Origin of the sequence: Pseudomonas sp. TH10 (assembly GCF_016651255.1) — a bacterium.
Taxonomy (GTDB): Bacteria; Pseudomonadota; Gammaproteobacteria; order Pseudomonadales; family Pseudomonadaceae; genus Aquipseudomonas.
This window is the reverse complement of sequence record NZ_JAEKEG010000081.1, coordinates 1-20681: the sequence shown is the minus strand read 5'-3', so window position 1 is coordinate 20681 and position 20681 is coordinate 1. Positions and strand designations below refer to the sequence as shown.

The 20681-nt window shown below is 59.4% G+C and carries 12 protein-coding genes and 3 pseudogenes; 9 read left to right on the top strand and 6 right to left on the bottom strand.

Annotation, left to right across the window (positions count from 1 at the left end; all coding sequences use genetic code 11):
• Positions 1–246: 246 nt before the first annotated feature.
• Positions 247–603 (bottom strand): hypothetical protein, encoded by a 357-nt coding sequence (locus JFT80_RS12990; RefSeq protein WP_201148128.1) that lies wholly within the window; start codon positions 601–603, stop codon positions 247–249.
• A 504-nt stretch (positions 604–1107) separates the two neighbouring features.
• On the opposite strand from JFT80_RS12990, the gene JFT80_RS12985 reads away from it, so the two are divergent.
• Positions 1108–6009, top strand: coding sequence for an NAD-glutamate dehydrogenase (locus JFT80_RS12985; protein ID WP_201148127.1), 4902 nt, complete (start codon positions 1108–1110; stop codon positions 6007–6009).
• 176 nt (positions 6010–6185) lie between these two features.
• Here the strand turns inward: JFT80_RS12985 and JFT80_RS12980 are convergent, their stop codons facing one another.
• The 4 genes and pseudogenes from JFT80_RS12980 to JFT80_RS12965 all read right to left on the bottom strand — a co-directional run bounded on the left by JFT80_RS12980 (position 6186) and on the right by JFT80_RS12965 (position 9485).
• Entirely contained in the window at positions 6186–6896 is a 711-nt protein-coding gene (locus JFT80_RS12980; RefSeq protein WP_201148126.1) for an ATPase, read from the bottom strand.
• A gap of 224 nt (positions 6897–7120) precedes the next feature.
• On the bottom strand, positions 7121–7537 hold the full coding sequence (locus JFT80_RS12975; RefSeq protein ID WP_201148125.1) for a cupin domain-containing protein: 417 nt from the start codon (positions 7535–7537) through the stop codon (positions 7121–7123).
• 97 nt (positions 7538–7634) lie between these two features.
• The gene (locus tag JFT80_RS12970) at positions 7635–7928 is read right to left on the bottom strand and encodes a putative quinol monooxygenase (RefSeq protein WP_201148124.1); all 294 of its coding nucleotides are present in this window, start codon (positions 7926–7928) and stop codon (positions 7635–7637) included.
• 121 nt (positions 7929–8049) lie between these two features.
• Positions 8050–9485, bottom strand: a pseudogene (locus tag JFT80_RS12965) (PLP-dependent aminotransferase family protein).
• Positions 9486–9691: 206 nt separating this feature from the next.
• On the opposite strand from JFT80_RS12965, the pseudogene JFT80_RS12960 reads away from it, so the two are divergent.
• The 3 genes and pseudogenes from JFT80_RS12960 (at position 9692) to JFT80_RS12950 (ending at position 11312) form a co-directional block, all read left to right on the top strand.
• Positions 9692–10131 (top strand): annotated as a pseudogene (locus JFT80_RS12960) (carboxymuconolactone decarboxylase family protein).
• A gap of 57 nt (positions 10132–10188) precedes the next feature.
• The gene (locus JFT80_RS12955; RefSeq protein ID WP_122839733.1) at positions 10189–10710 is read left to right on the top strand and encodes a GNAT family N-acetyltransferase; all 522 of its coding nucleotides are present in this window, start codon (positions 10189–10191) and stop codon (positions 10708–10710) included.
• Positions 10711–10817: 107 nt separating this feature from the next.
• Positions 10818–11312, top strand: coding sequence for a hypothetical protein (locus JFT80_RS12950; protein ID WP_122839734.1), 495 nt, complete (start codon positions 10818–10820; stop codon positions 11310–11312).
• A 61-nt stretch (positions 11313–11373) separates the two neighbouring features.
• On the opposite strand, the pseudogene JFT80_RS12945 reads toward JFT80_RS12950, so the two are convergent.
• A pseudogene (locus JFT80_RS12945) lies at positions 11374–13720 on the bottom strand (tetratricopeptide repeat protein).
• A 213-nt stretch (positions 13721–13933) separates the two neighbouring features.
• Here JFT80_RS12945 and JFT80_RS12940 point away from each other — a divergent pair.
• From JFT80_RS12940 to JFT80_RS12920, 5 genes are all read left to right on the top strand, one after another.
• Positions 13934–14605, top strand: a complete 672-nt coding sequence (locus tag JFT80_RS12940; protein WP_122839736.1) for a DUF3313 domain-containing protein — start codon at positions 13934–13936, stop codon at positions 14603–14605.
• Between the two features lie 594 nt (positions 14606–15199).
• Positions 15200–15700, top strand: a complete 501-nt coding sequence (gene tpx, locus JFT80_RS12935; RefSeq protein ID WP_008086450.1) for a thiol peroxidase — start codon at positions 15200–15202, stop codon at positions 15698–15700.
• A gap of 196 nt (positions 15701–15896) precedes the next feature.
• The gene (locus tag JFT80_RS12930; protein ID WP_201148123.1) at positions 15897–17201 is read left to right on the top strand and encodes an MdtA/MuxA family multidrug efflux RND transporter periplasmic adaptor subunit; all 1305 of its coding nucleotides are present in this window, start codon (positions 15897–15899) and stop codon (positions 17199–17201) included.
• Positions 17198–20302, top strand: coding sequence for an MdtB/MuxB family multidrug efflux RND transporter permease subunit (locus JFT80_RS12925; protein ID WP_201148122.1), 3105 nt, complete (start codon positions 17198–17200; stop codon positions 20300–20302). The genes JFT80_RS12930 and JFT80_RS12925 overlap by 4 nt, the downstream gene beginning before the upstream one ends.
• Positions 20299–20681 (top strand): efflux RND transporter permease subunit (locus JFT80_RS12920; protein ID WP_201148121.1); only part of this gene is annotated, 383 nt, incomplete at its 3' end. The genes JFT80_RS12925 and JFT80_RS12920, both read left to right, overlap by 4 nt.

Below are 20681 nucleotides of genomic sequence, written 5' to 3'. Positions count from 1 at the left end.
TGCGAAGTTTTTCCCAAGTGATTATTAATATCAGAGGTTTTTCTGTTGTTCAATGATATAGGGTGGTGGAGCATGATTTTTAGTTGTAGGTTTTTTCTTGTTGTTTTGTAGGATGAATCTTCGGTGGGCAGTTGATTGGTTGAAATGTTCTATTATTTAATGCGTAAGCCCGACCCCTCGCGGCGTTCTCGGGCTTTTCGCGAGCAAGCTTGCTCATTCATCATTATTGCCCGCGAATACGGTCTGTCAGCCAATCTGGCTGATATAAGTCCCGGTCCCTTTGAGAATATTCTGCAAAGTCTCCTCCACCTCAGGCAGATCACCCGCCGCGGTGCTGTGGATGATCTCCAGGCAATCATCCCCATTCAGCGCATCGACATCCCCTGGAGCGATTTCGATCAGCAGGCGGGTAGGGCTCAGAGTCACTTTTACGCCTTCCAGGGTCGAAGGTTCACCGTCCAGGGTGATGTCCAGCGCGTCTTCGTCCGGGTAGCGGGTCATCAGGAACATCTCGCCCTGCTCGCTATGGCAGCAGAGCATGGCCATGTTGTCTTCTTCGTCGTCGCACGGGTTGACGATTAGTAGGGCGGTGGTCATTTGCATGGTCAATTCCTGCCTCAAGGGGCGTGTTGGTCGCTAATGGGCGCGATTCTGCCAGCCCTCGGGAATTTCTGCATGTGAGAGTGTCAGAGGATGTGTCGTGAACAAGACGTGGGTCAATGGTCATTTCTGGCACGCATGTAGCGTAAAAACGGGGATTCAGACCAGCGTTTTGCGCCACGAGTGCTAGTGTTTACCGGTGCGAAAGCCCTCGTTTACGTGCCAATGACCGAATATGTCGCAGCACCGCAAGCAGACACATTGTCGCACCCATTAAGCTGCGCAACGGATGAGCACCCGTAAAGGCATTGTCGGCAGCCCTGGCAGTCGTTTTTGCAGATGCCCATTCTATGGAAGGTGAATGTGACCTGAGTGTCTCGTCCAGCTTCACCCACCTGTCCCCCTGTTTCCTCTGCCCGAGAATCAGGAACAGGGCGACACAAGCCCCGAAAGGGGTGTTGCACGCGACGCTTTCCATCAATAACAAGCTTAAGCGGAGTACCACAGATGGCGTTCTTCACCGCAGCCAGCAAAGCCGACTTCCAGCACCAACTGCAAGCGGCACTGGCGCAGCACATCAGTGAACAGGCACTGCCACAAGTGGCGCTGTTCGCTGAACAATTCTTCGGCATCATTTCTCTGGACGAGCTGACTCAACGTCGCCTCTCCGACCTCGCTGGCTGTACTCTCTCTGCGTGGCGCCTGCTTGAGCGCTTCGATCACGCGCAACCGCAAGTGCGCGTCTACAACCCCGATTACGAACGTCATGGCTGGCAGTCGACCCACACCGCGGTCGAAGTCCTGCACCATGACCTGCCGTTTCTGGTCGACTCGGTCCGCACCGAGCTGAACCGCCGCGGCTACAGCATCCACACCCTGCAAACCACCGTGCTCAGCGTACGTCGTGGCAGCAAGGGCGAGCTGCTGGAAGTTCTGCCGAAAGGCACCCAGGGCGATGGCATTCTGCAAGAGTCGCTGATGTACCTGGAAATCGACCGCTGCGCCAACGCGGCCGAACTGAATGTGCTGAGCAAAGAGCTGGAGCAGGTTCTCGGTGAAGTCCGCGTCGCGGTCGCCGATTTCGAGCCGATGAAAGCCAAGGTGCAGGAAATCCTCACCCAGCTCGACAACAGCGCGTTTGCCGTCGATGCCGACGAAAAGAACGAAATCAAAAGCTTCCTGGAATGGCTGGTGGGCAACCACTTCACCTTCCTCGGCTACGAAGAGTTCGTGGTCACCGATCAAGCCGATGGCGGCCATATCGAGTACGACCAGAACTCCTTCCTCGGCCTGACCAAGCTGCTGCGCACCGGCCTGACCTACGACGACCTGCGCATCGAAGACTATGCCGTGAAGTACCTGCGTGAACCGACCCTGCTGTCGTTCGCCAAGGCCGCGCACCCAAGCCGCGTACACCGTCCGGCCTACCCGGACTACGTGTCGATCCGTGAAATCGACGCCGACGGCAAGGTCATCAAGGAACACCGTTTCATGGGCCTGTACACCTCTTCGGTGTATGGCGAGAGCGTGCGGGTCATCCCGTTCATCCGCCGCAAGGTCGCTGAAATCGAACACCGTTCCGGCTTCCAGTCCAAGGCGCACTTGGGCAAGGAACTGGCGCAGGTGCTTGAAGTCCTGCCGCGTGACGACCTGTTCCAGACCCCGGTCGACGAACTGTTCAGCACCGTGATGTCGATCGTGCAGATCCAGGAACGCAACAAGATTCGCGTGTTCCTGCGCAAAGACCCGTACGGTCGCTTCTGCTACTGCCTGGCCTATGTGCCACGCGACATCTATTCCACCGAAGTCCGCCAGAAGATCCAGCAAGTCTTGATGGAACGCCTGAAGGCGTCCGATTGCGAATTCTGGACATTCTTCTCTGAGTCCGTGCTGGCTCGCGTACAGCTGATCCTGCGTGTTGACCCGAAAAACCGTCTCGACATCGATCCGCTGCTGCTGGAAAAAGAAGTCGTGCAGGCCTGCCGCAGCTGGCAGGACGACTACGCCGCACTGACCGTCGAAAGCTTCGGCGAAGCCCATGGCACCAACGTGCTGGCGGACTTCCCGAAAGGCTTCCCGGCTGGCTATCGCGAGCGTTTCGCTGCGCATTCGGCCGTGGTCGACATGCAGCACCTGCTGAGCCTGAACGAAAAAAATCCGCTGGTGATGAGCTTCTATCAGCCGCTGGGTCAGGTCTCTGGCCAACGCGAGTTGCATTGCAAGCTGTATCACGCCGACACGCCGCTGGCGCTGTCCGACGTGCTGCCTATCCTGGAAAACCTCGGCCTGCGCGTGCTGGGCGAGTTCCCGTACCGTCTGCGTCACACCAATGGCCGCGAGTTCTGGATTCACGACTTCGCGTTCACTGCCGCTGAAGGACTGGACCTCGACATCCAGCAACTCAACGACACGTTGCAGGACGCGTTCATTCACATCGTCAGCGGCGATGCCGAAAACGATGCGTTCAACCGCCTGGTACTGACCGCCGGCCTGCCATGGCGCGACGTGGCGCTGCTGCGCGCCTACGCACGCTACATGAAGCAGATCCGTCTGGGCTTCGACCTGGGCTACATCGCCAGCACCCTGAACAACCACACCGACATCGCTCGTGAGCTGACCCGGTTGTTCAAGACCCGTTTCTACCTGGCGCGCAAGCTCACCAGCGACGATCTGGAAGACAAGCAGCAGCGTCTGGAACAAGCGATTCTGACCGCCCTGGACGATGTTCAGGTGCTCAACGAAGACCGCATCCTGCGTCGTTACCTTGACCTGATCAAAGCGACCCTGCGCACCAACTTCTACCAGACTGATGCCAACGGCCAGAACAAGTCGTACTTCAGCTTCAAGTTCAACCCGCACGCGATCCCTGAACTGCCGAAGCCAGTGCCGAAGTTCGAAATCTTCGTCTACTCGCCACGCGTTGAAGGCGTACACCTGCGCTTCGGTAACGTCGCCCGTGGTGGCCTGCGCTGGTCCGACCGTGAAGAAGACTTCCGTACCGAAGTCCTCGGCCTGGTAAAAGCTCAACAAGTGAAGAACTCGGTCATCGTGCCGGTGGGTGCGAAGGGCGGCTTCCTGCCGCGGCGCCTGCCATTGGGCGGCAGCCGTGACGAGATCGCGGCCGAGGGCATCGCCTGCTACCGCATTTTCATCTCGGGTCTGCTGGACATCACCGACAACCTGAAAGACGGTGCGCTGGTACCGCCGGTCAACGTCGTGCGCCATGATGACGATGACCCGTACCTGGTGGTGGCTGCGGACAAGGGCACTGCGACCTTCTCCGACATCGCCAACGGCATTGCCATCGACTATGGTTTCTGGCTCGGTGACGCGTTCGCGTCCGGTGGTTCCGCCGGTTACGACCACAAGAAAATGGGCATCACCGCCAAAGGCGCGTGGGTTGGCGTACAACGTCACTTCCGCGAGCGCGGCATCAATGTTCAGGAAGACAGCATCACCGTAGTGGGCGTCGGCGACATGGCCGGTGACGTGTTCGGTAACGGCCTGTTGATGTCCGACAAGCTGCAACTGGTCGCTGCCTTCAACCACCTGCACATCTTCATCGATCCAAACCCGAACCCGGCGACCAGCTTCGTCGAGCGTCAGCGTATGTTCGAGTTGCCGCGTTCGGCCTGGACCGATTACGACACCAGCATCATGTCTGAGGGTGGCGGGATCTTCTCCCGTAGCGCCAAAAGCATCGCGATTTCCCCGCAGATGAAAGAGCGCTTCGACATCAAGGCAGACAAGCTGACCCCGACCGAACTGCTGAACGCCTTGCTCAAGGCGCCGGTGGACCTGTTGTGGAACGGCGGTATCGGTACTTACGTCAAGGCCAGCAGCGAAAGCCACGCCGATGTTGGCGACAAGGCCAACGATGCACTGCGCGTGAACGGCAACGAACTGCGCTGCAAAGTCGTGGGCGAGGGCGGTAACCTCGGCATGACCCAACTGGGTCGTGTCGAATTCGGTCTGAATGGCGGCGGTTCCAACACCGACTTCATCGACAACGCCGGTGGCGTGGACTGCTCCGACCACGAAGTGAACATCAAGATCCTGCTGAACGAAGTGGTTCAGGCCGGTGACATGACCGACAAGCAGCGCAACCAGTTGCTGGCGAGCATGACCGACGAAGTCGGCAATCTGGTGCTCGGCAACAACTACAAGCAGACTCAGGCCCTGTCTCTGGCAGCGCGTCGTGCCTACGAGCGCATCGCTGAGTACAAGCGTCTGATGGGCGATCTGGAAGGCCGCGGCAAGCTGGATCGCGCCATCGAGTTCCTGCCGACCGAAGAACAACTGGCCGAGCGCATCGCCGATGGCCATGGCTTGACCCGTCCTGAGCTGTCGGTACTGATCTCGTACAGCAAGATCGACCTCAAGGAGCAGTTGCTGGGCTCCCTGGTGCCGGACGACGACTACCTGACCCGCGACATGGAAACCGCTTTCCCGCCAAGCCTGGTGAGCAAGTTCTCTGCGGCCATGCGCCGTCACCGTCTGAAGCGCGAAATCGTCAGCACCCAGATCGCCAATGACCTGGTCAACCACATGGGCATCACCTTCGTTCAACGACTCAAAGAGTCGACCGGCATGAGCCCGGCGAACGTGGCGGGCGCTTATGTGATCGTGCGCGACATCTTCCACCTCCCGCACTGGTTCCGTCAGATCGAAGCGCTGGATTATCAGGTTTCCGCTGACGTGCAGCTGGAGCTGATGGACGAGCTGATGCGTCTGGGCCGTCGCGCTACGCGCTGGTTCCTGCGTGCCCGTCGCAACGAGCAGAACGCTGCCCGTGACACAGCGCATTTCGGTCCGCACCTGAAAGAGCTGGGTCTGAAGCTCGACGAACTGCTGAGCGGCGAAATCCGTGAAAACTGGCAGGCGCGTTATCAGGCGTATGTCGAAGCCGGTGTACCGGAACTGCTGGCGCGTATGGTTGCGGGCACCTCGCACCTGTACACCCTGCTGCCGATCATCGAAGCGTCGGATGTCACCGGGCAGAACCCTGCCGAAGTGGCCAAAGCTTACTTCGCCGTGGGCAGTGCACTGGACATCACCTGGTACCTGCAACAGATCAGCGCACTGCCGGTTGAAAACAATTGGCAGGCTCTGGCCCGTGAAGCGTTCCGTGACGATGTCGATTGGCAGCAACGTGCGATCACCATCTCCGTCCTGCAACAGGGCGACGGCACTCTGGACGTGGAAGCACGTCTGGCGCTGTGGATGGAACAGCACGAAGGCATGATCTCGCGCTGGCGCGCCATGCTGGTGGAAATCCGTGCGGCAAGCGGCACGGACTACGCCATGTATGCGGTGGCCAACCGTGAGCTGCTGGATCTGGCCTTGAGTGGGCAAGCCGTAGTGCCTGCTCCTGCAACGGTCAGCGCAGAGCTGGAACCGGCGGCTTAATCAGTCGCGGAATGAAAAAAACCCGCATTGAGAGATGCGGGTTTTTTTGTTGGGGTGTATCTGCAGGGCCCCTTCGCGGGCAAGCCCGCTCCCACAGAGTTTTGTGTTGGGCACATAATCTCCACATTACACCGAACCCTGTGGGAGCGGGCTTGCCCGCGAAGGGGCCATTAGACTCAATACAACTTACCGCTTGTATTATCATCAATCATCGAGACACTACTTGTCGGTCCGGTCAATAAATTACTGAGCGACTGGTCAAACTTCTGCAATGCCCGAACCTGCACTTCCTGCTGCTCGTTGATATCCGCAACTATCTCTTCGCTGCGCTTGTAATCGGCCCATAAAGGGCTCAATGACTTGGTGTCGTACCCGCGAGCGGTGCCGATGTAGTTAAGGTCGCGGTCATAGAAGTGCGCACTGACATCCGCTTCCACATCCGAACTGCGCGAGGTAATCAACTGGCTGCGGGCATCAACGACTGCTGCCACATCAGGCTTCGCCGCGCGCAGGCTCTGCATGTCCGGGTATTGCGTCACCGAGCCAAACTGGCGCTGTAACGAAGCCTTGACCCAGTCCACAGCCCTGTCCGGTGTAGAGCTGGCCACATAGGCGTCATGAATTGACTGCACCAACAGGCTCTGGCCAAAGCCCGTCCCCGCGCTGGCGCGGTAATCATCGAGGTAAGCGCGATTGGTCTGGGTATTGCGACTGTAGACAATGCCTACGGATTTGTCGGGCCCGCTGGGCACCTTGGTGGAAGCGCTGCGGCCTACCGGTTGGGAGAATATCCCATGCAGGGAAGCAACCGATTCGGGTGCAGTTGGAACGGAGCAGCCCGTCAGGGTAACCGTCATTGCCAGTGTACTGATCAGCACTGATTTCATGGTCTTACTCCAGTGAAACAGCTTGATTCATGAAGTTTATCGCCGACGTCCGGCAATCATTCAAAGATTAGTCCTGTCAGCATTTAATGAAATAGCGCCGGTGATGCCACGGCTACAGTCATTAGTTTCGTTCGGCGTAAAGATTGGCGACTCATCGCTCGGAGAAATAAAAAGGCCCAAATAATTAAAATGGGCCTGATTATTTATGCATCGTCGCTCAGCTATCAGTTTTTCAACGGGATCAACACTTTCTCGTCCGGCGACAGCACCATGAATACCAACAGTTTCGCAGGTTGGGTTGCGCTGGCGTTTTTCGAGACCAGGTGTTCCGAGCCGGCGGGCTCGTACCAGTACTCACCGGCCTTGTACGACACTGCTTGTTCGCCTTTGACCTGCGAGATGATCTCGCCGGACAGCACGTAGGCCATGGCGGTGCCTTCATGCTTGTGAGCTATGGAGGCCTGGCCGGGCTGGTAATCGACCTCGATCATCAAGGCTTTTTTGCCGGGCACGTTTTTCAGCATCTGGTCTTGCAGCACCGTGACCTTTTCCGATGGCGCAGCTTCGTGGGCCAGTGCAGCAGCGGAAACGGTCAGGGCCAGTGCCGCAAGGGGAGCAGCGATCAAACGCAGGGTCTTCATGTTTATCACCTGGAAGAGTGGGGTTGTCCGAACCCACATTAGTGCGCAGGTGAGGCCAGGCAAACAGCCAATTCCCCGGAAGGTCAGGTGACCAATCTCAGCGGATGGGGAAACTGTTGAAGTCCACCGCGTTGGCCAGTTGGTTGTCGATCAGGCCGATAAAGCCCTGTACTTCAGGGCAGTTGAAATGCATCTGCATGGCCGCTTCCGATTGCCAGCGGGCGCTGACGTTCCAGCGGTTGCTGTCCTCGGGGCAGCGGTCGACCATGTACGACTCGCAGCCTGGTTGCTGGCGCAGGGTTTCAACAATTCTCTGCAGCTGCCTGCCCAGTTCATCCGAGCGCCCGGCGGCAGCCTGCACCTGGACCGTATTGATCACTTCGTTGGACATTGCTCACACTCCTGAATCAGGCCGGACGAATCCTGCTCACTGAGGGATAACGCCTGCAGGATAGGCCTGCATCTGCTGATCACCAATAACCAATCGGCGGTTAATCGCCCAGACCAATCATTCAGGCAACTTGTTGCAGAATGTCGCGCAGGCGATCCAGAGCGATATCGATGTCGAGGGTTTCGATGGCGCCAAAGCCGAAGTACAGGCCGTTTTTCGCGGGCTGCTGATGATAAAAACCATTGATGGAGTACAGACCGACTTCGACTTTTTTCGCCAGTTCCACCAGCAATGGCATATCGATAGGCACCTTGAACATCAGCACCATGTGGAAGCCGGCGCTGGCCGGCACCGCGTCCAGCCATGGCGCCAGATCGGTGGCCATGCGCGTTCGAGAATCCGCTCGCGGCGCTGCGCATAAATCGCGTGACAGCGGCGGATATGCTTGAGCAGGCAACCCTCGGCAATGAATTTCGCCAACGCCCATTGCGGCAGGGTCGAGGCGTGCAGGTCAGTCAGCTGTTTGGCGCGAATGACCGCTTCAAGGATAGCCGGCGGCAGAATTGCGTAACCCAGGCGCAGCTCCGGCAACAGGGTTTTCGAAAAAGTGCCGACATAAGCGACGATGCCGCGCTGGTCGAGATTGAACAGCGAATCGGTAGGCCGCCCTTCGTAGCGAAACTCGCTGTCGTAATCGTCCTCGATGATGATCGCGCCCAGTTCGTGGGCGCGAGCCAGCAGGGCTTCGCGGCGCGCCTGACTCATTGGCATGCCCAGCGGGAACTGGTGCGACGGCGTGACATAGATGAGGCGCGTGCCATCGGGGATGTGTTCGACCTGAATGCCCTCGGCATCCACCGGAATACCGACCACCTCGGCACCGTGCGTGCCGAACAGCAAGCGTGCCGGCGGATAACCCGGATCCTCCATGGCGACCAGACTGCCGGGGCGGGTCAACACACGGGTGATCAAGTCCAGCGCCTGTTGCGCGCCGTTGCACACGACGATGTCTTCGTCCTGGCAATTGATACCCCGGGAAAACGCGATATGCCGGGCAATCGCATTGCGCAGCGCCGGCAGGCCTTCGGCAACACTGTAGAAGCCTTTGGACTGGCCCATCTGCCGCATCGCATGAGCGACGCAGCGGCGCCAGTCATCCTGCGGAAACTGGCCCTTGCTGGTCGCCCCACCGATAAAGTCGTAGCGCAGCGAGCCTTCCAGCGTCGGATGGCGCAAGAACACTGGCAAGCTGCGCCAGGATTCGATGATTTGCGCACTGGCCAGGTCCGAATGGCTCTGTTTCCGAGTGATTTTGGCCGGGCGGGCGTTGACGTACGTACCTTTGCCGATGACGCCGGTAAGGAAGTTCTCGTAGGTCAGCTGGGCATAGGTATCGGAAATGGTCTTGCGCGAGATGCCCAGTTGCTCTGCCAGCAAGCGGCTGGGCGGCAACTGGGTGCCAGCCGCCAGGCGACCGGATTCGATGGCGCTGCGCAGTTGCTTGTACAACTGGCCGGCCAGGTCCTTGCGGCCGTTGATGACGACATGAAGTTCCATACCGGCGGGGCTCCGGGGGCGATTCAGGGGCGTGTGCGATCGCGCAAGATTACCCCCATGAGCGAACATGCAGTAGTTGTGCGGGTAAAAAACCGCAGATTGGCCTGGCGCCGCAGTGGTCAACGGTTAATTCGCCGGATTGGAGCTGTAACGACCCACGTTGCGCGCCTACTGTAGGCTGACTCTATCGGCCCGCGAGGCTCGCCATGAATTCCCGCCTGGATTACTACAGCGCATCGCCCAAGGCGATGAAAGCCATGATCGCCATGGAGGCTCTTACCAGCCATCTCAGTATCGAACCGCCGTTGTTGCACCTGATCAAGATCCGCGCTTCACAGCTCAACGGCTGCGCGTTCTGCACTGACATGCACTCGGTGGATGCGCGACGCCTGGGCGAGACCGATCGGCGGCTGTATTCGATCGTGGTCTGGCGCGACAGTGACTTCTTCAACCCCCGTGAGCGCGCCGCACTGGCCTGGGCGGAGGCGGTCACGCTGCTCGCTGAAAGCCATGTTCCGGATGACGTCTACGCCCAGGCCCGGGAGCAATTCAGTGAGGCTGAAATGGTCGACCTGACCATGCCGTCACGACCATCAACAGTTGGAATCGCCTGGCCGTGAGTTTCCGTCAAACGCCCAGTTGTTGATGGGCGCAGGATAGTAATAGAGTGGGAGGCCATGTCTGTATCAAGGATGAATCACCCATGTCTGGCACCGATCCCGTCATCAGCCTCGAACGTTTCAACGAATCCCATCTCGAAGGCGTCGCCGCGCTCTACAACGAAACGGCGGTCACGCGCCAGGTGCTGCAGATGCCTTATCAGTCCGTAGAGGTCTGGCGCTCGCGCATTGAAGCAGGCAACGAGCGCGCACTGAAACTGGTGGCCCTGCATCAGGGCGCGGTCATCGGCCACCTGGGGCTTGAACAGTATTCGCGAGTGCGTCGCAGCCATGCGGGCAGCTTTGGCATGGGCGTCGCGTCAGCGTGGCAGGGCAAGGGCGTGGGCTCGAGATTGCTCAGCGCCGCCCTGGACATCGCCGACAACTGGATGAACCTGCAGCGGGTCGAGCTTTCGGTGTATGCCGACAACGAAGCGGCTATTGGCCTGTACCGCAAATTCGGTTTCGAGACCGAAGGCCTGTTTCGTGACTACGCCGTGCGTGACGGGGTGTTGGTGGATACCTTGAGCATGGCGCGCCTGCGTCGCACGCTCGCCTACCGCTGATTGGCCGGCAGCGCAAAAAACACCGCTGGCGCGTTTAGTCGTACGCCGGCGGCTCGCTTCTGCCATGCTCAATGTCCGCAGTACTGCTTCAACCAAAGGACACCGCAATGGACGACGTACAGCAATTGGGTCAGATGCTTCGCCAATACGCAGATAGCGAAGCGCACAAGAAGCAACTGTTTGAGGCGCAATCGGCCGTGTGGGCGACGCGTATAGGCGAGTTGTTCGACCAGATCCAGCTGTGGCTGGAACCGGTCAAGACGCCCAACCTGCTGGAAGTCAGTCGCGAGCCTTATGTCGCATTCGGGCCGAGTGTTCCGGTGGAAACGTCGAACTTCAAAACCGAGAAACTGAGCATCGTGATCGCTGGAAAACCGGTGGAATTCGTTCCCGATGTGATGGGTACGGGCGGGCAGATTTCCCTGGCGGTAATGGGCCTGACGGCTGCCCGTTATGGCAGCGTTTCGCTGGTCTGCCTGCCGCCCTCCAACAGCTGGCAGTGGCGCAAGACCAACGGCCTGAAGGACCCGGATACCTTTGCCTTCGATGCGAATTTCCTCGCGCAGCAACTGCAGAGCCTGATCCCCCGCGAGCGCGGCTGAGAGACAGATCACACGAGCTGATCTTGTGGGATCTGACTCTGGGGAGTGAACCTGCCCGCCGTTATTTCAACGCCGGGTCCCCCATGTTCATTTTCTTCCAGCCTTGCAGCAGCACCTGGGCCTTGGGTTCCTGACCGTTCTCCAGGTAATACTGGATCAGCGACAGCCGTGCATTGCGATTGGCCGGCTGTTCCTTGAGCAGCCGTTCCAGCTCCAGGCAAGCCTCGTCAACCTTGCCGCTGTCGTGCAGCGCCACGGCCAGCACATAGCCGTATTGCGCGTTCTGCGGCTCCAGTCGGGCCGCCCTGAGCAGGGCGGGCATGGCCTGGGCGGTTCTGCCGGCGCGAATGAGTGCCAGGCCATGGGAATGCTGGAGCAGCGCTGCTTCCGGATGGTCCTTGAGGCCCTGGTCGAGGAGTGCCTGCGCTTCCTGTCCGCGTCCGGCCGCTTCCAGCCATTGCACCAGGGTGACCAGTGCCGGGTAGAAGTCGGGGTCGCGCTTGAGCGCAGTGCGCAACAAACCTTCGACTTCAGCGCTGCGCCCGCTGGCCTGATACAGCATGGCCAGGTTGAGGTTGGCTTCGGCACGTTCGGCCAGGCTTTTCTGCACCGTTTCATACTCTCCGATCGCCACGCTCCAATTGCCCCGGGTGTTGCCCAAACCATCCCGGGCCGCGCCGAGCAGTTCGCGCGCGGCGGCAATTCGTACCGCCTTCACCGGGTCAACCAGCAATGGCGTCAGCAGGGGGGCGTTCGGCCGGCGGCAGGAAGGCGCTGATCGCCCGGACGGCGCTTTCACGCACCTGGGGCGCCGGGTTGTTCAAGCCTTTGCTTGCCAGTTTCAAGGCCTGTTCGCTGGGGTACAGTGCCAACTCGGCCAGCAGCGTCGCGCGCTGGATGGCTGGCAAATTGCTGCGTTGCAACTGCTCGTACAGGGCTTGGGCGGCACCGGGCTGGCCATTGCGGATCAGCCATAGGCTTTCGTCGTAGCGCGAGGCCTGCGCGGCAGGGGCGGTGTTCCAGAGCTTGAACTGTTCAGTCACCTTGTCACCGGCCTTGCCCTGGTGACAGGTCAGGCAGGCGTCCGGCGTGCCGAGTTTTTTGCTCGCTCCGGGTTGGGAATGCTGAAGCTGTGGTCGTGACGGAAGTCGTTGCCCATGTAGAACTTGCCGGGCATATGGCAATCCACACATTGCGAACCGGATTGCCCCATGGTGTGGCGAGTGTGTTCGATGGAATCGTAGTTCTTCGCTTGCAAGCCCTTGCCGTCCACCCGGGCGACGGCGGTCTTGCCCGCCGTGTTGTGGCATTGCAGGCAGACGCCATTGCCGGGGGCCTTCAGCTCGTTACTGTGAGGGTCAGTGGCAGTTGCTGCAACGCACGCCTTTGTCAAACATCTTGCTTTGCAGGAACGAGCCGTGTTCGAACACTTCGTCCTTGATCTTGCCGTCCAGCGCATACAGTTCGCGGGTGAGGGTGCTTGGCAGGTAATCATCCATCAAGCGCTTGCCAACGGTATAGCCATCGCCCAGCGGGGCGCGGCGAGCGTGGCAGCGTGCGCAGGTTTCGATCTCGACGGTGGCGTTCTTGTCCTTCAGATCGACGTCAAAACCTTGATGGATCAGGTCGCCCTTTTTCTGCGTCCACTCCAGGTGATTCGACGCCGGGCCGTGGCAGGCCTGACAGCCGACGCCGAGGCTATTCCACTGACTGTCGAAGGTGTTTTTTGCGGCATCGAAATTGCGCTTGAAGCCGGTGGTGTGGCACTCGACGCACATGAAATTGGCGTTCTGGCTCGGCTTGCTCCAGTGCAACGGGTTTTTGAAGTTCACACCCTGTCCCGGGTACAGGTGAAACCAGCGATGCTTTTCAGTATCCCACGCCACACCCAACGCCTGCAGACGACCCTCGCCAACTTCTATCAGGTATTGCTGCAAAGGCGCGATGCCAAAGGTGTAGGCCACCTTGAAGTCCGCATTCCGGCCATCGATGCCAGGGGTATTGACCCAGAAAGCATCGTCCTTGCGCGAGAAGCGTGTGGTTTCGTTTTCTGCCTTGAAGCTGACGTTATTGAAGTCACCCAGCACTGTGTCGGCATTGGCGTCCTGCATGGCCAGTTGGTGATGGGAACCTTGCCAGTCCTTGACCTGGGCACTGTGGCAGCCTTGGCATTGCACTTCGTCGACCATGGTCGCGGCGGCCATTGCGACGGGTCGCGCCTGGGCTGGTTGGGCCGTCGGAGCAGGTGCGAGGGCAACCGGGGTTGGTGTGCTGCTCAGCAGAAACCAGCCGATCCCCGCCACAGCCATGAGAAGCGTTGCGATGATGACCGCAAACAGCAAGCGACCCGTCGGGTTGGAAGGCGAATCAGGTGTCGACTCTGCAGCTTTATTTTTATGCTTGGGCATTGCGACTTCCGTAGTCCAGGTGCATTTGCCGTCTGGCGTGCGTTCAAGCTTGGTGCAGCTTTGCCGGATGCCCGGCGTCTGTCAAATGACGGTTGTGAGGCGCCGCGCAGTCTTGTGTGAATTTTGCGATTTTCAATCGCAATTACCAATGTTTTAGCTATACCTGTAGCACTGCTTCCCTAATGTTCGTTGGTCACTTACAGGAGTTTGCGCATGAAGTTAGTGTTAATGATCAGCACGCTTTGCATTGCCTCGATTGGCGTGGTGGGTTGTGCCAGCAAAGTCGTGGAGCCGGACCAGTATTCGGGGTTTCTCAAGGACTACAGCCAGCTGCGCGAGGCGCAATCGCCGTCGGGTGCCACGGTGATGCGCTGGGTTGACCCCAAGCTGGATATCAGCAAGTACACCAGCGTGTACGTGGAACCGACCCAGCTCTATCCGAAGCCGCAGCCGACGGTGAAAATCCCCCAGGCCACCCTCAATGGCATCACCGGTTACTACGACCAGGCGCTCAAACGCGAAATTGGCAAGTCCTTGCCACTGGCCGCAGGGCCTGGCCCGGGTGTGATCGTGGTGCGCGCCGCCATTACCGCCGTCAGCAGCAAGACTGAAGGCCTGAAGCCTTATGAAGTGATCCCGATTGCCCTGGTGGCGGCTGCGGTGAGCACGGCCAGCGGTATTCGCGACCAGGAAACCGACCTGGCGACTGAAGCGGTGTTCCTCGACGGCGGCAATAACCATGTACTGGCACAAGTGGTGCGCAAGGGCAGCGGCAAGCCACTGGAAAACGATAGCCAGGTGATGAAAGCCGATGACGTCAAAGGCGTGATCGATGGCTGGGCGGCGGATCTGCATCAGTCTTATTTGAAGCTCAAATCGAAGTGATGTGGGAGGGGCCTTCCTTGATTGCTTGGATGTCCGTTGCTGCAGCAATGGTAACTGTGTACGAGCCCGTGTAGGAGCCAGCTTGCTGGCGATGGACGCGAACGATAACGCGTCCATCCTGAATACGCGCAATGCCCTCCGTAAAGGGCTCAGTGCTGTCCGTCCGGGCCCGCAGTCTTACCTCCTGCTCGCGTAATTCAGTGGTGGCTTCAGTGCCGAAATCTTCTGCGGCATGCACCCGACGAATCTCGATTGCGGTGTCAGCGCCTGGCATGATGCCGGTTTCGAATCCCGGCTCACCTGTAGGAGCTGCCGAGTGAAACGAGGCTGCGATCTTTGATCTTGTTTTTTATAATCAAGATCAAAAGATCGCAGCCTTCGGCAGCTCCTACTGGGATTTGGTGACAAGCACCATCCGTCCCGACAGCTGCTACACAGCTCCTGCGCAGCTTGTGCAGGCGCTCGACGTCAACGATTACGAGACACTGGTTGATACACCACAATTTGTATCCGGGCATAGGTCGCCAGCCCATTTCGTGGTTAACTTCGGCCCTTGCGTGATTTTCTAAAACAACGTTCAGAAGGACTCAAGTCATGGCTCAAGTCACCCTCAAAGGCAACCCGGTTCAAGTCAACGGCCAGTTGCCACAAGCCGGTTCCAAGGCGCCAGCCTTTTCCCTGGTGGCCGGCAATCTGTCCGACGTCACCCTGAAAGACTTTGCCGGCAAGCGCAAAGTGCTGAACATCTTCCCAAGCGTCGATACTCCGACCTGCGCCACCTCCGTGCGCAAGTTCAATGCTCAGGCCAACGAAGTGGCCAACACCGTGGTGCTGTGCATCTCGGCTGACCTGCCGTTCGCCCAAGCGCGTTTCTGCGGCGCCGAAGGTCTGGAAAACGTCCAGAACCTGTCGACCCTGCGCGGTGCCGAGTTCATCGAAAACTACGGCGTAGCCATCGCTGACGGCCCGCTCAAAGGCCTGACCGCCCGTGCTGTGGTCGTTCTGGACGAAAACGACAACGTCCTGCACAGCGAACTGGTCAAGGAAATCGCTGAAGAGCCGAACTACGACGCGGCACTGGCTGTGTTGAAATAAGTGTTCTGAAACAAGCGCTTTACAATTGTTAACGGCCTGGCCCTGTCCAGGCCGTTTTCATTTGTGTATCTGTATCAGTGTCTTGGACAAACATCCTGTTACGTAAGCCGAAAGTAAATTGCCGGTAAAGCTGCTTTGCTTAAGTCTCGTCAGTGCTTATCGTTCAGCCTCCCGTAAAAAGAAGCCCACGCGCCCAATGGTTAATCAATCCATGCAATCGTCCCCACGCAACTCCCGTCGCTGGCTGATCAGCCTGCTTGTCTTGTTGGTTATCGCCGTCCTGTGCTGGAAATTCTGGCCCGCCGGTTCGGCCCACAAAGAGGGCGCTGACAAGGCGGCCGGGCATACCGGGCGTTCGGGGATGATGCGGCCGGGCTTCGGTGGTGGCACCGGGCCGATTCCGGTGCGGGTCGCGCCGGCGGTCACAGGGGACTTCCCGCTGTATTACAAGGCACTGGGCACGGTGACGGCGCTCAATACCATCAACGTACGCAGCCGGGTTGGCGGCGAGTTGGTGAAGATCAATTTCGAAGAAGGGCAGATGGTCAAGGCCGGGGATCTTCTGGCAGAGATCGATCCGCGTCCTTATCAGAATGCCTTGCTGCAGGCTGAAGGCACCTTGCTGCAGAACCAGGCACAGCTGAAAAATGCTCAGGTCGACGTTGAGCGTTACCGCGGTCTGTTCAAAGAGGACAGTATCGCCAAACAGACTCTGGACACCGCCGAAGCGCTGGTCGGCCAGTATCTGGGCACGGTCAAGACCAATCAGGCAGCAGTCAACGACGCCAAGCTCAATCTTGAATTCACCAAAATTCGTGCACCGATCGCCGGCCGTGTAGGTTTGCGTCAACTGGACGTCGGCAACCTGGTGGCCGCCAATGACACCACGGCCTTGGCCATCATCACCCAAACCCAACCGATCAGCGTCGCCTTCACCTTGCCGGAAAACAACCTGAGCGTGGTGCTGGAGCGTTATCGTTCGGGGGCCAAATTACCTGCTGAAGCCTGGGACCGGGGGGACACCAAACTGCAGGCGACCGGCGTGCTGCAGAGCCTCGACAACCAGATCGACGTGACCACCGGCACCCTGAAATTCAAGGCCCGCTACGACAACCGCGACCAGTCGCTGTTTCCCAACCAGTTCGTCAACGTCCACCTGCTGGCCGACACCCTGAAAAATGTCGTGCTGGCACCGTCGGCGGCCATTCAGTTCGGCACCAACGGCACCTTCGTCTATGCGCTGGACGGCGACAAGAAAGTCACCATCCGACAACTGAAAATCGGCGCCAGTGACGGTGAGAACACCGTGATCACCGAAGGCCTGGCCGCCGGCGATCGCGTGGTGCTGGAAGGCACCGACCGCCTCAAGGAAGGCAGCGAAGTGGAAGTGGTCAACGACAGCAATCAGGTGCCGACCACGCCGACCGAACACCTGCAAGGCAAGTCGGCGGCGTCGACGCCTGATAGCACTGCGACCGACAAGGCCAAGAAGGGCGCATGAACATTTCGCGGCTGTTCATCCTCCGTCCGGTAGCCACTACCCTGAGCATGCTGGCCATTGTTCTGGCCGGCCTGATCGCTTATCGCTTGCTGCCGGTCTCGGCGCTGCCGCAGGTCGATTACCCGACCATTCGCGTCATGACCCTGTATCCCGGCGCGAGCCCGGACGTGATGACCAGCGCCGTCACCGCGCCGCTCGAACGTCAGTTCGGGCAGATGCCGGGGCTGACGCAGATGGCTTCGACCAGCTCCGGTGGCGCTTCGGTGCTGACCCTGCGTTTCAGCCTCGACATCAACATGGATGTCGCCGAACAACAGGTGCAAGCGGCGATCAATGCGGCAACCAATCTGCTGCCGACCGACTTGCCGGCGCCGCCGGTGTACAACAAGGTCAACCCGGCGGACACCCCGGTGCTGACCCTGGCCATTACCTCGAAAACCATGCTCCTGCCCAAACTCAATGACCTGGTCGATACGCGCATGGCGCAGAAAATCGCTCAGATCAGCGGCGTCGGCATGGTCAGCATCGCCGGCGGCCAGCGCCAGGCGGTGCGGATCAAGGTCAACCCGGAAGCCCTGGCCGCCAACAGTCTGAACCTGTCGGACGTGCGCACCTTGATCAGTGCATCCAACGTCAACCAGCCGAAAGGTAACTTTGACGGCCCGACCCGGGTGTCGATGCTCGATGCCAACGACCAGCTGACGTCGCCCGCGGACTACGCCAACCTGATCCTCGCGTACGCCAACGGCGCGCCGTTGCGGCTCAAGGACGTTGCGGAAATCGTCGATGGTGCGGAGAACGAGCGTCTGGCCGCGTGGGCTAACCTGAATCAGGCGGTGTTGCTGAACATCCAGCGTCAGCCGGGCGCAAACGTGATTGAAGTGGTCGACCGGATCAAGGCTTTGCTGCCGAGCATCACCGACAACCTGCCGGCCGGTCTCGAAGTGACGGTGCTGACTGACCGTACTCAAACCATCCGCGCCTCGGTTACCGACGTGCAACATGAACTGCTGATCGCCATCGCGCTGGTGGTGATGGTGACGTTCCTGTTCCTGCGTCGCGCCAGTGCGACGATCATTCCTTCGGTGGCGGTGCCACTGTCGCTGATTGGTACCTTCGGCGTGATGTATCTGGCCGGGTTTTCGGTCAACAACCTGACCCTGATGGCGTTGACTATCGCCACGGGTTTCGTGGTCGACGATGCGATCGTGATGCTGGAAAACATCGCGCGCTTTATCGAAGAGGGCGAAACCCCGTTGAACGCCGCGCTCAAGGGCGCCAAACAAATTGGTTTTACCCTGATTTCCCTGACCCTGTCGCTGATTGCGGTACTGATACCGCTGCTGTTCATGGCTGACGTGGTCGGGCGGCTGTTCCGCGAGTTCGCCATCACCTTGGCGGTAGCAATCCTGATTTCGCTTGTCGTCTCGCTGACCCTGACGCCAATGATGTGCGCGCGCTTGCTCAAGCGTGAGCCGGAAGAACATGAGCAGGGCCGTTTCTATCGGGCCAGTGGCGCGGTGATCGACTGGATGATTGCGGCCTATGGGCGCAAATTGCAGTGGGTGCTCAAGCATCAGCCGCTGACGCTGCTGGTGGCGATCGGCACTCTGGCGCTGACGGTGTTCCTGTACATGATCGTGCCGAAGGGTTTCTTCCCGGTACAGGACACCGGGGTCATTCAGGGTATTTCCGAGGCACCGCAGTCGATTTCCTTCGCGGCGATGGGCGAGCGGCAGCAGGCGCTGGCGAAAATCATTCTCGAAGACCCGGCAGTACAAAGCCTGTCGTCCTACATTGGTGTCGACGGTGACAACGCCACGCTCAACAGCGGGCGCTTGCTGATCAACCTCAAACCTCACGGGCAGCGAGAGCTGACTGCCACTGAAGTGATCGCACGCCTGCAACCGCAACTGGACAAACTGGTCGGTATTCGTCTGTTCATGCAGCCGGTGCAGGACTTGACCATCGAAGACCGTGTCAGCCGCACGCAATACCAGTTCAGCATGTCCTCGCCGGACTCTGAACTGCTCAGCCAATGGAGCAGCCGTCTGGTCGAGGCCCTGGCCCAGCGACCCGAGCTGACGGACGTGGCCAGCGACTTGCAGGACAAGGGCCTGCAGGTCTACCTGGTGATCGACCGCGACGCGGCTTCCCGGGTAGGGGTCTCGGTAGCGAATATCACCGACGCCCTGTATGACGCGTTCGGCCAGCGACAGATCTCTACCATCTATACCCAGGCCAGCCAGTACCGCGTGGTGCTGCAGGCGCAGTCGGGAGAGAAAATCGGCCCGGATGCCTTGAACCAGATCCACGTCAAGACCACCGACGGCGCGCAGGTGCGGCTATCGAGTCTTGCCCATGTCGAGGAACGTCAGGCGCAACTGGCGATTACCCACATCGGCCAGTTTCCGGCAGTGATGATGTCGTTCAACCTCGCTCCCGGCGTGGCGCTGGGGCATGCGGTCGACGTGATCGAGCAGGTTCAGAAGGACATCGGCATGCCGGTGGGCGTGCAGACCCAGTTCCAGGGCGCGGCGGAAGCGTTTCAGGCTTCACTCTCGAGCACCTTGCTGCTGATTCTGGCGGCGGTGGTGACCATGTACATCGTGCTGGGTGTGCTTTACGAGAGTTACATCCACCCGATCACCATACTTTCGACGTTGCCGTCGGCGGCAGTCGGCGCGTTGTTGGCCTTGCTGTTGAGCGGCAACGACCTGGGCATGATCGCGATCATCGGCATCATTCTGTTGATTGGTATCGTCAAGAAGAACGCGATCATGATGATCGACTTTGCCCTCGACGCCGAACGTAATCAGGGGCTGGACCCGGAGGAGGCGATTTATCAGGCGGCGCTGCTGCGTTTCCGACCGATTCTGATGACAACGCTGGCGGCCTTGTTTGGCGCTGTGCCATTGATGCTCGCCACCGGTTCCGGCGCTGAACTGCGCCAACCGCTGGGGCTGGTGATGGTCGGTGGTTTGTTGGTGAGCCAGGTGCTGACGCTGTTCACCACGCCGGTGATCTACCTGTATTTCGATCGTCTGGGTCGTCGTTGGGGCCATAAATCCGAACCCGTGGAAGCGGTAGAGCAGCCATGAACCTGTCCGGACCTTTCATCAAGCGGCCGGTCGCCACCATGCTGCTGAGCCTGGCGATCATGCTGCTCGGTGGTGTCAGCTTCGGTCTGTTGCCGGTGTCGCCGCTGCCGCAAATGGATTTCCCGGTCATTGTCGTGCAGGCGAGTCTGCCCGGTGCCAGTCCCGAGGTCATGGCGTCCACCGTGGCGACACCGCTGGAACGCTCGTTCGGCGCCATTGCTGGCGTCAACACCATGAGCAGCCGCTCCAGCCAGGGTTCGACGCGGGTCATCCTGCAATTCGACCTCGATCGCGATATCAACGGCGCCGCGCGGGAAGTGCAGGCGGCGATCAACGCATCGCGCAACTTGCTGCCCAGCGGCATGCGCAGTATGCCGAC

What these genes read in the sequence shown, in the direction of transcription:
- JFT80_RS12930 (WP_201148123.1), top strand. Translation starts at nt 15,897, where the DNA reads ATGGTTAATCAATCCATGCAATCGTCCCCACGCAACTCCCGTCGCTGG.
- JFT80_RS12940 (WP_122839736.1), top strand. Translation starts at nt 13,934, where the DNA reads ATGAAGTTAGTGTTAATGATCAGCACGCTTTGCATTGCCTCGATTGGC.
- JFT80_RS12985 (WP_201148127.1), top strand. Translation starts at nt 1,108, where the DNA reads ATGGCGTTCTTCACCGCAGCCAGCAAAGCCGACTTCCAGCACCAACTG.
- tpx (WP_008086450.1), top strand. Translation starts at nt 15,200, where the DNA reads ATGGCTCAAGTCACCCTCAAAGGCAACCCGGTTCAAGTCAACGGCCAG.
- JFT80_RS12975 (WP_201148125.1), bottom strand. Translation starts at nt 7,537, where the DNA reads ATGAAGACCCTGCGTTTGATCGCTGCTCCCCTTGCGGCACTGGCCCTG.
- JFT80_RS12955 (WP_122839733.1), top strand. Translation starts at nt 10,189, where the DNA reads ATGTCTGGCACCGATCCCGTCATCAGCCTCGAACGTTTCAACGAATCC.
- JFT80_RS12950 (WP_122839734.1), top strand. Translation starts at nt 10,818, where the DNA reads ATGGACGACGTACAGCAATTGGGTCAGATGCTTCGCCAATACGCAGAT.
- JFT80_RS12970 (WP_201148124.1), bottom strand. Translation starts at nt 7,928, where the DNA reads ATGTCCAACGAAGTGATCAATACGGTCCAGGTGCAGGCTGCCGCCGGG.
- JFT80_RS12925 (WP_201148122.1), top strand. Translation starts at nt 17,198, where the DNA reads ATGAACATTTCGCGGCTGTTCATCCTCCGTCCGGTAGCCACTACCCTG.
- JFT80_RS12980 (WP_201148126.1), bottom strand. Translation starts at nt 6,896, where the DNA reads ATGAAATCAGTGCTGATCAGTACACTGGCAATGACGGTTACCCTGACG.
- JFT80_RS12990 (WP_201148128.1), bottom strand. Translation starts at nt 603, where the DNA reads ATGCAAATGACCACCGCCCTACTAATCGTCAACCCGTGCGACGACGAA.